This is a genomic window from Shewanella sp. (assembly GCF_048265805.1).
GTDB lineage: Bacteria > Pseudomonadota > Gammaproteobacteria > Enterobacterales > Shewanellaceae > Shewanella.
This window is the reverse complement of record NZ_JBLXAT010000051.1, coordinates 1-13,158: the sequence shown is the minus strand read 5'-3', so window position 1 is coordinate 13,158 and position 13,158 is coordinate 1. Positions and strand designations below refer to the sequence as shown.

General features: G+C 46.9%; 9 protein-coding genes. 2 read left to right on the top strand and 7 right to left on the bottom strand.

From position 1 onward, the window contains the following. Positions 1 to 522: 522 nt before the first annotated feature. The 4 genes from ACN0TT_RS19990 to ACN0TT_RS19975 are packed head-to-tail and all read right to left on the bottom strand — an operon-like array spanning position 523 to position 4,749. Positions 523 to 999 carry a Mov34/MPN/PAD-1 family protein gene (locus ACN0TT_RS19990; RefSeq protein WP_417763884.1) on the bottom strand — a complete coding sequence of 159 codons (477 nt, stop codon included), beginning with the start codon at positions 997 to 999 and terminating at the stop codon, positions 523 to 525. Then, positions 990 to 2,615: a ThiF family adenylyltransferase gene (locus ACN0TT_RS19985; protein ID WP_417763883.1), complete on the bottom strand. Its 1,626-nt coding sequence runs from the start codon at positions 2,613 to 2,615 to the stop codon at positions 990 to 992. Before ACN0TT_RS19985 ends, ACN0TT_RS19990 begins: the two co-directional genes overlap by 10 nt. Continuing rightward, complete coding sequence (locus ACN0TT_RS19980) at positions 2,612 to 3,754, bottom strand: CBASS cGAMP synthase (protein ID WP_417763882.1); 1,143 nt, start codon at positions 3,752 to 3,754, stop codon at positions 2,612 to 2,614. Before ACN0TT_RS19980 ends, ACN0TT_RS19985 begins: the two co-directional genes overlap by 4 nt. Then, positions 3,748 to 4,749 (bottom strand): CBASS cGAMP-activated phospholipase, encoded by a 1,002-nt coding sequence (locus ACN0TT_RS19975; RefSeq protein ID WP_417763881.1) that lies wholly within the window; start codon positions 4,747 to 4,749, stop codon positions 3,748 to 3,750. Before ACN0TT_RS19975 ends, ACN0TT_RS19980 begins: the two co-directional genes overlap by 7 nt. Positions 4,750 to 5,590: 841 nt before the next feature. On the opposite strand from ACN0TT_RS19975, the gene ACN0TT_RS19970 reads away from it, so the two are divergent. Beyond that, positions 5,591 to 5,971 (top strand): hypothetical protein, encoded by a 381-nt coding sequence (locus ACN0TT_RS19970; RefSeq protein WP_417763880.1) that lies wholly within the window; start codon positions 5,591 to 5,593, stop codon positions 5,969 to 5,971. A gap of 99 nt (positions 5,972 to 6,070) precedes the next feature. Here ACN0TT_RS19970 and ACN0TT_RS19965 read toward each other — a convergent pair whose 3' ends face one another. Then, on the bottom strand, positions 6,071 to 7,459 hold the full coding sequence (locus tag ACN0TT_RS19965; protein WP_417763879.1) for a class II fumarate hydratase: 1,389 nt from the start codon (positions 7,457 to 7,459) through the stop codon (positions 6,071 to 6,073). 228 nt (positions 7,460 to 7,687) lie between these two features. Further along, positions 7,688 to 8,836, bottom strand: coding sequence for a hypothetical protein (locus ACN0TT_RS19960; RefSeq protein WP_417763878.1), 1,149 nt, complete (start codon positions 8,834 to 8,836; stop codon positions 7,688 to 7,690). Positions 8,837 to 9,308: 472 nt separating this feature from the next. Between ACN0TT_RS19960 and nhaA the strand changes: the two genes are divergently transcribed. Beyond that, on the top strand, positions 9,309 to 10,721 hold the full coding sequence (nhaA, locus tag ACN0TT_RS19955) for a Na+/H+ antiporter NhaA (RefSeq protein ID WP_417763877.1): 1,413 nt from the start codon (positions 9,309 to 9,311) through the stop codon (positions 10,719 to 10,721). A gap of 147 nt (positions 10,722 to 10,868) precedes the next feature. On the opposite strand, the gene ACN0TT_RS19950 is transcribed toward nhaA, so the two are convergent. After that, positions 10,869 to 13,040, bottom strand: coding sequence for a TonB-dependent siderophore receptor (locus ACN0TT_RS19950; RefSeq protein WP_417763876.1), 2,172 nt, complete (start codon positions 13,038 to 13,040; stop codon positions 10,869 to 10,871). Positions 13,041 to 13,158: the final 118 nt, after the last annotated feature.

The window sequence follows — 13,158 nt, the reverse complement described above, 5'->3', positions numbered from 1 at the left end:
ATGTCGGATCTGATGCCGTGGAATGTTGATATCAGCAGCATTGAGTAAAGCTGTACGGGTTTATTGAGCGCTTACGTTTCTTTTGGGATTAAAAGAGATCTCATACCCACGGAATTTTTTAAAGTTTTTGATTTTTGCCTTCAAAATATGCGTCATTACTGTGCTCGCCTAATGATGGAAATTATGAACAAAAATATTGTATAGACTTCATAGTGATAGAAATGCAGTTGCAATCACGAGTTACAACGTTGATAGGAACAACGATGGGTCAACAGGTAAGAAATCCTTACCTGTTGCTAACACGTTTTGGGACACTAGCGTGTTACTCATACCCATCAGCACACTCATGGGACAGAAGCGTGTTAGTACGTGGAATGTAACAGGTAAACTTCGGATAGAAATTTCTATGGCATAACGCCGTGGTAAAGCCAAATTGAGCGAAGCTTAATTTTTCCCGCGCAGAACCGGAGTGAGCTAGTACATATTAAACGCAATTTTTAGTTACCCCTTCATTAAAATCGATTAGCTTATTGGAGACAGAAGGATACTTGGCCCCGAACTTGGCACATATTCTATGTACAAGGATTTTCTACCAACAATAACTGCTAGCAACGGACGTTTATCCCTTCGCTTCACAGCCAACTGATACCATTCTGCTCTATCGATACTCGATGGAGATGGATTATCCTCTGGATGAGTGTGCCACTCCCCCAGATATCGAATAGTACCTTTACTTGTTGTCCATCTGTTGATGGCGATAGTTTCATGCCCAACTGGCATTCTCTCGAATAAACAGCGAAATCTCTTATCATACTCGGTAGGAACTGTAGCTTGATCAACAAGCATGTGCGGGCCATGAACCGAGCCCAATAAAATCCCACCGGCTTCATTGTCATTATCCTGAAACTGAATATGCTGGCTAAAAGTCTCTATAGCCGCATCAGAAAAATGCAATAATGTCCTTCTATCGATAGTGCCCCAAGAATTCATTAATGGCATAGAGGGCATTCTGGATCTTTCAGTGGATCGCAATCGGGCATAAATAGCTGCTGCTTAACATCGAGTAGCCTAGTACGTAAGGCCGGAGAATAAATTCCATTTATCCAATCAAGTATGAGCTCGGTGCCTAAACTAGCTGCTTGCACTGAGACTGAAGCGGGAAATGGGACATACAAGCCCTCACACCCATGTCCAGCTAAGATCACTGGAAGAGGATCATAGGTAGAACGGAGGTCCCCATTCCTATTGCTATGCCAAAGACATCTGAAACACGCACCCGACGGATTATTTCGAAGAAGAGCCCTTACAGCCGTACCAGGTCCCTCAATCCAAACAGAAACCATTGGCGTCGGTAACGGATAGTGTTCACTGAGCCAATGCCCAAGCGGCTCCTCTCCTGTTGCATCGATTAGCAAATCTACTTTACCAAGCTGGGCATTTCTTACATCTACAGGTAGAGCTCGAATTTCAATATCAGGCGCTAAACGCTTAAGTTCTCTCGACATTGCTTTAGCTTTATTCGATAGTAGATCGGGAAAACCTAAGCGATGACGTCCAATATTTTGTGGTAAAAGATAATCAAAATCGACGAGAGTAATTTTCCCTCCACGAGTACCAGCTCCAGCCTTCACTAGCATTTCCGCCAGATATCCCCCTATCGTTCCGCAACCTATGATTGCTAAGTTCTTGCCTGCAAGTGTTTTTGATTTAGGTATATTGCGCTGTGCAATATACCTATCATCGATTCTCACCACTGATAAGGGGATAACCTGCAATCCTAAACTCTGATCCTTACCGCTGGAAAGTCTCTCTCGCTTACCAGACGAACGATCATACAGCACGCCAAAACCATAGGTCAGCAATGGCGATTCAATTATGATTAAAACTCCATTTGCGTTTCTCTTTTCACCTTCCTTGAGCCGCTGATGAATCTTACGTCTACATCTAGGGTCTAGGTTGCTTTGCCATTCCAAAATGTCTCCAACAGTTTTTGGAGGCCATTGTCCTATCAACGGACGAGGTTGAGCGCTAGTCTTAACACGATAAGTTAATACTGTCTGTTCAGTGATAACATAACTAAGAGAATTTAATTTCTTACTTGTCCTAGCTTCATCGTCAGTAATGAACCATAGGGAATTCCCATTTGCTTGCGCGACGATACAGCTTTGACGACCAAGATTTTCACCTTGCATATCAGCAAAACAATACAACCCATGCCAATATGCAAAAAATTCTTCTACGAGATCTTCAATCAAATCACCATTAATGATCTGCCCAAGGACTACAGCAGCTCGTTGCAAACAAGCTAGAGATTGACCGATAGGATCATATATATCTAATACCACAGAGCCCTTTGCTAGATAGCAAAGACTACCATCGGCACCTATATGAGGAATCGTTGGAGGCAATCCACGAGGAATCTGTAAAAGTCTTATCCTAGGCAAGTCAAAAAATGTAGGGTCAAGTTGGATTTCAGCTTCGTAACCCTTATCGACTTCAGGTGGAGTTAAGATTCCCTGTAGCCTAAACCAGCCATCTTGACTCTGACCTATAAAATTGAACCCCTGAAGCACAAAGGCGTCAATAACATCGGTGACTGGTATATTATGGCTCATCCGGCTTTGGTCCTACCTACAAGCTCGCTGGGGCCTGCATTTGCAGGAGTAGCAGCAATAGTTGCAGCTACAGAGACCACAATGACTCTCGTTGGCTCATTAGGAAAGCGAGAGCCAAATTCTCTTTGCATCCAACTGCAAGCCTGCGCTGGACTGCTAGCTTCAATTGCTGCACGGAGTACTTTCTCAAAGCTTTCTAATGCCTTTGCAGCTTCTTCTACACCATTCTCGCCAAGTCGTTCAGTTAACGATTCAGATTGTTCAACGGGATTATTTACTCCAGCCCGTAATCTAGATGGTAGGAGAGCGACTACGTCTAAAAGAGCGAGGTCATCACGTCCTGAACGTTTATCGAAAAGTGGTGCAGCAGCCGCCATCAACAAAATGGAGCTGGGGCCGCCACTTGACCATCGCCAATCACGGTAAGCCTTTAAATAACGAATGACACGGCGGAATTGCTCCCCCTTGGCTGCTACCTCACCAAGAAACCAATCCTTAACAGGTCTCGGATCCGATGCCATCCAATCACATTCACGATGAGCTAAAAGAACTTTATTAGCAGGCAGAGCAGTCCAAGCATCTTTCTCTGCTCTATTAAGAGCCTCCATCAATGAATCATACCCGTAACTTTCCATAGAAGCCTTTGTTAATGAAGCGAATTCTTCATCAGGGATAGCATACAAAGGAATATCAATGTGGGCGTAGGATGATATGACGATTCGAACACAGGTTGATTTTTCAGTAACAAGCTTCCAGCCTTTCTCTTTTACCAAAGGAAGTAAAGCTTCCTCCGCTGCGGCAAAAAATACATTTGCTGCAACACTTGGGCGTTTGGTCTGAGAAACGAAACTTAATGGTAAATAACAACCATCATCAATATCAGCTTGTTGCGGATGTTTAGCTGGGGCATTTAAAGTCTTATAGGCCCACGACCCTTGAGTGAAAAAGCGAGGTTGTTGGACATCGCCATCGTATCCATTGGTCATTAAGACATTGGGGATACCATCACGCAGACAATTCCTAACGTCTAATCGAGCACTAGCAATCCATTCACGTTGTTCAGGGGAAAGCTCTAGTTCCTGAAGCATGCAAACTTCATCTTCGACATTCGTAAAAAACAGCGGACTTAAGTTTAACATACAGCCTCCGAATCGTTTTTGTTAGAGCCGTGATAAAACGTAGGCGCTACGGCCGTATGCACCCTAAATGGTTGAAATTTGGGGTTTCCAAGTGCTCGTTGCGCAGCATGAACACCGCGGTCTTTGAGCGTATTTGTAGCTCCAGTAGAAACACGATCTAGGGCTTTGACATCTTTGCTTTGATCGGGGGTCGCTTGGTCATCAATCTGAAAATAATCATCCCCCAACGATTGCTTTAACATGTAGTCCACTGACGATTCTTGAGCTGAAATCACAAGGTCAAAAAGCCCCCCGCGCCACATACCAAAACCACGATCTAAGCTTGCTCCTCCACGAACAGTCGCACCGATGGTCATCGTTCCGATCGCTAAAACTCGAATTAAAGCATCTTGATTAGGAGCTAGGAATGTCTTTACTTCGTGTAACCCGAATAAGCCCGGGGCGTTGCCAACGAGTCCACCATCAGCAAAAACACCTCGTTCATTGCGAGTCAAAGGAAAGTAAACCGGAGCAGCAGAAGTGGCCAAAGCAACATCCACAATTTTCATCCGATGATCTAATTCAAACGATGGATGATGAGGGGTCTTGAAAAACTGACCTCGTCCTGTTGAATAGTTCACAGCAGGAACTAGCACCCTATGCTTTAACTCTCCAATAGTGGTTTCATTAAATCGTTCAGCGAGTATTTCTCTAAGACCATTAGAGTTGTGCTTAGCAATCATCCAAAAACCAAGAAGTTGTCGCATTAAACTACGAGAACCAAAAATTCTGTGTCCTTGGTCTTCAAATAGAGCTTTAAGTTCGATAGCAGGAATTTCTGCCGCCAAGCCTAAGGCCAGCATTCCTCCTGCCGACGTTCCACAGATTAGATCAAAGTGCTGTGCTATTGGTGACCCAAGCGCAGTCTCAAGTTCTGAAAGAACTGTCGCTGTGTAGAGGCCACGATAGCCACCACCTGATAATGCAAGAACATGGTAGGTAGGAATACCATTCATAGACTATTACCCCTTTGGAGGAAAAGGAGCGTGCGCACAAGGACCAACTCCTTGATAAATACCACCATCTCGGCCTGTAGATTGCTCAGGTTTGATGCTTTTCCCCATTTTAAATCTCCATTTTGGTATGTTTAGGTATCTCAAGAAGTTCATCATGAATACTTAATTGGTGGTATCAAAAACACACTTCAATAAGTAAACGCGATTAGTTTTCACTGCGACAAAAGCTTCCTAACGTAAAATTTCTCAAGGCTGTCGTTAGTTTGCTTCAGTAGCAATTAACGCGCCTATGGCACAATATATAGTGTTTTCTTGTTTTTAAAAATCAATATAATGTGGTTTATGGGGATTTGCAAGAGGCATAAAAGCGCATATCTTGTGGATATCTCAAGCGTTTACGGCCTAAATAATGAGCAACCCCGTTCAATACGCGGGATTGCGGTGAGTGGTCTAAATTTACGCGGTTAAATAAAAAGATTTTAATCGCCAAAATTTACAGCAGATGTAACCAGAACGTATACATATGTACTACTGTATTTAGCACGATAGAGATTATATAAAACAGCAGTCCGGTTGCCCCAACAGCATTCACCGGAAAGTTTTTCTACGAACTATCGATCATATTTGGCACAGTTGCCGCCACCGCTCTCGACGAACATTGTAGTGGTCAAGTAAATCTGTCGACATCAAAATACGGCAGCAACACACCACCTGTTCGTTAGCAATGAGTAGTTTTTGAGAAATTGGTTATACTTAGCCGTTAGATAAGGATGTTTATCACGAGCAAACTCTACTGGACGGAGTTTGCTCGTTCAAGAATCATGAAAGCGAAGGATGGCTTATGCTCAACAGACCGTTGTACGAACTACTCCCCTATGGCTATATGGCCCTCGGTGGTATCAGCTTTATGATGTTAGAGCCTGATTACGCCCTGCTCTCAAGTATTGTGTTGTTTATTCTTGGCGCGAGGATCTATGCACTACGTTCGCAAAATCGCCGCACCGACCCCGCTAAACGTCGAAAATCGGGCAACATGCCCAAGGCGATGTATGACCTGATGCCGTTTTTATACGTGTTATCCGCGCTAGCAATTTTCAAATACTTGCCCGAGAAAATGTTTCCGTTGCTTGCCATCTGTCTACTGACATATGGATTTTATGTGATGTTTAGACGCTCTATGTACCGCCGTCATCGTATACCGGTTTCAACGTCGATGTTTTGATGACAGCGGCGAACGTTCGCCGCTCAATTCTAATGAGTAGTAGGTCACTGCGTAACGCGAAAATTCGGCTTATTTGCCGTGCCAGCATCTACCAGCAAACTATTTCTTACTCACGCCACCTTGAGTAAGGGTGAGTGGGTTTAATAACTCTTCTAATTCACTTCGGCTCAGTTCTGTTTCTTCCTCGGCGACATCGATAATCGCGCGCCCCTCTTTATAGGCTTTTTTCGCAATATCTGCCGCCTTCAAATAACCAATGACGGGATTGAGCGCAGTAATCAGGATTGGATTTTTAGCCAGCGCGCTGTCGATATGCGCTTGCTGAACCGTGAATGGTGCAATGGCGTTATCAGCCAATGCTGTGCACGAGTTGGCGAGCAGATGAAGTGATTCCAGTAAGTTGTGGGCGATGACCGGCAACATCACATTAAGCTGAAAGTTGCCAGACTGACCCGCCACGGTAATGGTGGTGTCGTTACCGATCACCTGCGCAGCGGCCATCGCTACCGCTTCGGGTATCACCGGGTTCACTTTGCCAGGCATGATAGATGAGCCAGGTTGTAATGCGGTGAGTGATATTTCCGCTAAACCTGCTAACGGGCCAGAGTTCATCCAGCGCAAATCGTTACTGATTTTCATCAATGCTACTGCCAGTGTTTTAAGTTGGCCTGATAGCGACACAACGGCGTCTTGGCTGCTGAGGTTAAAGTAAAAATTATCACTTGGTACAAAGGCTTTGCCAGTCAGTTGGCTCAAGTGTTGGCAAAAAATTGCGTTAAATTGGGCAGGCGCATTAATGCCCGTACCGACCGCCGTTCCACCTTGAGCCAACGCTTTAACTGTGTCTAATGTCGCTGATATTGCTCGCGTAGCATGCTGTATTTGCGCCTGCCAGCCACTCAATTCCTGCGCAAAAGTGATGGGCATGGCGTCCATCAAATGCGTTCTGCCGGTTTTGACTATTCCTTGAAGTTGCGCCTGCTTTTTCTCGAGCGTTTCGCTCAAGTGAGTTAACGCGGGAAATAGCTGGTTTTCGCTTACCATGACCGCGCTGACGTGAATCGCGGTGGGGATCACATCGTTACTGCTCTGAGCCATATTAACGTGATCATTAGGACTAACTTGTTGCTGCAAGTGTTGGCTGGCTAATGTAGCTAACACTTCATTGGCGTTCATGTTGGTACTGGTGCCGGAGCCCGTCTGAAATACGTCAATGGGAAACTGTGCTAAATGCTGACCATCGATAATCGTTTGCGCCGCATGCATGATGGCATCTGCAATGTTGCTATCTAGATTACCAAACTGAGCATTGGTTTGTGCCGCCGCGTGTTTGATGTATGCCAGCGCAATGATCAGATCATGTGGCATCTTATGCGAACTGATGCGGAAATTATTGATAGCTCGTTGGGTTTGCGCTTGATACAGCGCCTCGGCGGGGACTTGTACTTCTCCCATACTATCTTTCTCAACGCGATATGTTGGTGCCATAACCGCTCCTTAGATTCATCAGCAAATGCCCACAGTATAGGATCTGAGTTGTGAGTGCATTTAGCCCATCGGTTAACACCGACTTGTTAGCATGCCAACTCCATGACAAAAGTGCGGTAGCCTGATGTGGTTTAAGTCGCATGTAAGGCGTCATCTCACCTATGAAAGCAGTGCTAAGCACAGCTAACCTGCCCGCTTACAGCGGTGCACGCGTTGAGTTCTAACCGTTTAGCGGCTGGCTTTGATTTGCTGCCAGCGGCAACATTGCGCCATGGCTTGGCGTGAAATGTTGAATTGTGTCATCAACTTATCAACTAAGCGTTGCTGCTCAGCCATCGGCAAATTCGCATTGGTGGCAGAGATAAAGTAAGTGGTATTCGGCTTATCAAAACTCATATTTTTCACTCGAATATTGGCAAACGTTAACTCACCAGACGCTAACTCTGCTGCGCTAATTCGATATTGACGGCGTTCGTAACCATCTTTCATGGCGGGATAAAACTCTTCTAATGCTGCGCGTGAGCCGATGTTGGGGTGATTAGCAATCTGCGTGGCAATCTCTTCATCGGTATATTTAGTGGCAACTGTGACGGTGACGCCGGAGGCATCTGCTTTGTGGCCGGAGTTAGCGGTATCGGAGAAGGTGATGTTGCTTTGTGCAAACGCGATGGTATCGCTCGGCATTCTTAGCATGATGCGATAACCATATTTGTCTTCATGCGCCAGAAAGTCCCCGGCCGGGTTTTCATCTTTAACCACTTTAGCCGCCACTTTGGCCAGCCCCAATCCCATCGCAAAATGATTGGGTGACAGCGTTGCTACAACTGGCTCGGTAGCGTTGGTCAACACCCAAACATCACCGATTTGCTCTGTCAGCTCGGCAACGCGAAGGTTGAGTGTCCGTCGGTCCTCGGAGCGCTGGCGGATAAGCTGCTGCTCATTGCGCTCCTTCTCCATCATCAGGTCTCTGACCGTAGCCATGTCTTGCTGGTATTGCCGTTGTCGGTAATCCCTAATCATGCGAGGCGCAAAATAGCCAACGATCAGCACGATGATCAGCATGCTCATATGCAGGGTTTGACGCTGCTGCTTTCTCTTGTACGCCTGTGCCATCAATGCAGCAGGAATCGCATGAAATTCCACACTTTTTATTGTGTCTGCGGGCGGCCTAGCAAAACGCCCAGGCGCGGCAAATGGCACAAAATAGACCGTGCCGTCATGTAGCGTGATAGTGGCATAGCTCGGGGTTGCGGTGTAAATGGGCCAAGCTTGGTCGGCAGCGACAATTTCCCAGTCGGGAAAGCGGCGCGCGGTGTACAAGATACTGCCTTTAGGCATTAACGGCTTGAGTGCCTGAGCTACAATATCGTCCATCATGTTTTAGCATTTTCCCTAACCTACCCTTGGAGTTCGATGCGCATTACAGCAGGTTTAGGGCGAGATGAAAACCTTGAAGCGGCTCGTGCTCAACACAGAAACGGTATGTTGATAAAACCGCTGTTGAATTTGATATAAGCGGCTCAGTGAGTTACTCCCTGTTCCACAGCAATAATTACCCAAGCCAATATGGCAACGGCCTTTTGCATATAACCATATTTCCGCTCACTACTGCAGTATCTAGACGAACACGCTGGCGCCACAAAACATCACGTTAACCGCGGTGTAGCCTTTGTTTGATGTGGATTGAGGCTGTAACAAGACGCTAACCAAAACACTGCGGAATTTTGTGGTATATCACACTCTAGTGATAGGATGTTTTTTTAATCAATGAGTTATAAATGAGCTGACCGTGATGCTTTAACTTCAAATCGGTGCTGCGGCACTGTCAATAAGATAAGGATTTCTCACCATGACGCAATCGAACGCCCCCAAAACTGAGCCACAACCCAGCGATATTCGTCCACCGCTGGAACGCTCGTTCAGCCGCTACGTAAAACAGCCTTTTAATGAATTTGTCGCTAATCAAACAACAGGTGCAATTATCTTACTTGCGTCGACCTTTGTTGCCCTGTGGCTGGCTAATTCAGACTATGCATCGGTTTACCGTCAATTGGAAAAAGTCACCTTCGGCCTATTTGTCGATGATTTTCGTTTGGAAATGGATCTGCACGATTGGGTTAACGATGGTTTGATGGTGCTGTTTTTCTTTACTCTTGGGCTCGAAGTCAAGCGGGAGTTTATCGCCGGAGAACTCAGCTCCATTAAGAACTCGGCGGCGGTGATTTTGGCGGCTATCGGAGGCATGGTGTCACCGGCGCTGATCTACTATGCGATAAATTTTGGTGGTGATGGTAGCACTGGCTGGGGCGTGCCAATGGCGACCGATACCGCGTTTGCGCTTGGGGCTATGGCGTTACTTGGCAGTAAGGTCAATCCGAGTCTAAAAGTGTTCTTGGTGGCATTGGCGATTGTTGATGACATTGGAGCAGTGTTGGTCATTGCGCTGTTTTATACCGACCAAATCGACTGGAATGCGCTGTCTATTGCCGCAGGCTTTTTTGCTGGACTGCTAGCGTTAAATCGCCTAGGCATCCGCGGGCCATTTTGGTACGTCGTGCTAGCGCTTGGGCTCTGGTATTACATTTTGCAATCAGGCGTACACGCGACTATTGCAGGCGTGCTGGCTGCACTGGCGATTCCAGCGAGACCAAAAGTTCATCCTAGTCACTTGGCGCACTCAATGAAGTCCAAAGCGGCAGCTATCTACCAACATCTTAGTGATCCACAACAATCTTCCGAGCAACAGCCTAAAGAGGTGCTCAGTGATGAACAGAAAGACTTGGCGCTAGAAGAGATTCAGCGGCAAGCGCAATTAACCCGAACGCCGCTGCGGATCTGGGAGAATATGTTGAATACGCCTGTGAGCTTATTGATTGTGCCTATCTTCGCGTTTCTAAATGCCGGAACAGAGATTACCCCGCAAGCATTGGATGACATGCTGCATGCACCCATCGCATGGGGCATTGTGTTTGGTTTGTTAGTAGGTAAGCCGATTGGTATTTTTAGCTTAACCTGGTTGTCAGTCAAAACAGGCATGGGTGAAATTAACAGTTCACTGAATTTTAAAGAGATATTTGGTTTGTCACTGCTGGCTGGCATGGGGTTCACGATGTCGATGTTTATCGCTTTGTTGAGTTTTGATGGTAGCCAACAACAACTACTCGATGCCAAGTTAGGCATCATGGGCGCGACGTTAATTGCCGGAGTTCTTGGTTACTTGTGGCTGCGCTTCGTCACGCCATACCGTGGTGAGTCGGCGTAAGTAGCCCCCTGAGCTAGCCGTGTTGAATGTTGCGGAATGCAGTATTGCGCGACGGCTAGCCTTATAACTGTTCGCAATGATGATGTGATTAGCACTTGGCGTTGCCGATAGGATTTGCTTGTTCTCCTATCGGCAACTGTTGAGGCGTTAAAACTTATAACGTAGTGTCAGCGTGGCATTTCTTGGCTCGGCGTATGCGAGCTGGGTATAAAAGCCAATCTGGCTGTAATAAGTTTTATCAAACAGGTTATCAATATTTAGCTGGGCAGATAATTGCGGTGTGATGTCATAGCGCGCCATCAGGTTAACCAGCGCATAGGCGCCCTGTCCTACTCGTTCGCTATTGCCCGTTGCTCCGTTAGTCACATCGGTATAGCTTTTGCCTTCCCAATTCACCCCGCCGCCAACACTGAGCTGTTGCCAGTTATAAACGGTAAACAAGCGGAATAATTTACTCGGAAAACGCGTATTCACCGTATTAGATTCACCGTCGCTATTATCTTCGGTTGCATCAAATTGGGTGTAGTTGGCGCTAATTTTCCAGTTATCGGTGATGTCACCGACGACTTCAACTTCAAAGCCTTCACTGGTGACACCCTCAGCGGCACGGTAAGCCACCAGTTGGTCTTCTGTCGGTGTGAAATCGTTATCTTCTACCGCGAAATTTTCCTGCTCGGTACGGAACAATGTCACTGTAAGATGCAATGCATCATCCAAGAACTGGCTTTTCATGCCAGCTTCGTAGTTGATGCCAGTGAGCGGGTCGAGAAAGTTACCCTCGGCGTCTTTGGCGTCTTGCGGCTGAAAAATCTCGGTGTAGCTGGCGTACAGGGTGAAGTTTTCTGAAAGGTCATACAACGCGCCAGCGTAAGGCACAACAACACCATCATTGCCGAAAGTGGCATCGTTGAGTAGATCTTTACGTTCCCAATCAGCCACGCGTGCGCCAACAATCACTTTAAAATCATCAGTTAGCGATAAGCGAGTAGCGCCATAGAAACCGGTTTGTTTAGTTGTCATCCGCTGCATTGGTGCCCGCGCGGACCATTCAGGTTGTTGGATGTTGCCATCCCATTCAAAGAAGTTGCCTACCGCTGGGCGGCTTAATGGACTGTAGGTGAAGTAATCAAAGTCCTGCTCACTATGACTGGCTCCGAGCACGAGTTCATGCTGACGACCAAACAAGGCGTATTTGCCAGTCAGGCGCACGCCAAAATCATCCTGAACGCGCTCATTATCGTAACGGGCGGGACTGGTGCCCATCCCTAGTCCAGTTTCCTTATCGGGTAAGCCAGTGAGATAAAGCAATTTCATGTCGGAACTGCTTTCGGTGCGGTTGTAGTTAAAACGTGCCTGCCAATCTTGGTTAAATTGGTGTTCAAGATTGACGAAGTAAGTCTTGTGCTCGGAGGCCCAATAGGTCCATTTAGCGCCAACAGTATCAGAACGCTGCCATTCGGTTCGGCTGCCGTCACTATAAAAAATCGGCAGACCGCCCCACTGTGATGCCGTTGGATCGTTATCTTGATAGCTCGCGCCAAAGCGCAGCAAGGTGTTATCGGTAAGATCCGCATCAACTACGCCGTAGATTACCGATTTTTTGTTGCCCGCATAATCGACATAGGAATCACCATCTTCATACACTGCTACGACACGGCCGCGTACTGAGCCGAATTCATTCAACGCGTTACCGACATCAACTTCGCCACGGTAGGTATCCCAGCGGCTGGCACTGACCGAAGCGTAACCACTTAGCGTTTGGCTATCGGCATGTTTGCGCACGAGGTTGATTGACGCTGATGGTTGCCCCGCGCCAGTCAACAATCCGGTTGCGCCGCGGACAATTTCCACCCGTTCATACAACGCCGTATCCGTTTGGGTTTCCCCCGCGCTGGAGCCACCGTCCCATTGCACGGGAATGCCATCAATCTGGTAGTTGTCGATGCTAAATCCACGGGAAGAAAACGAGTTTCTTGAGCTGTCGAATGCGCGTGATGATACCCCAGCAGCACTATTAACCACGTCAGTCAGCGAGCCAAGGCCGAGGTCGATAATTTGCTGATCAGTGATAATACTGACCGATTGTGGTGTTTCTTGTAATGTCAGCCCTAGCCCCGTCGCGGTATTCAGCTTGTCGTTAACAATGTACTTACCCTCAACCACCACCACTTCAATATCACGGTTAGTGTTGTTTTGTGGAGTATCGTCAGCCAACGTAGGTAGCGCTGTGGCCGCCAACAATAGGCCAATGGCGGTGCTTAGTGGCTTTTTATAAAACCGCGCTGGCGGCGTTGTTGAGAGTAGAAATTGAAGTTGCATGTCATCATCCTATCGCTTGTTATGTAACAACCCACTGCTAGGGAAGCTGCGATTAAGTGGTCCGCAGCTCCCGATATGACGCCCCAAACCGTCCTTTATCGACGTCCTGTGGCTCAAT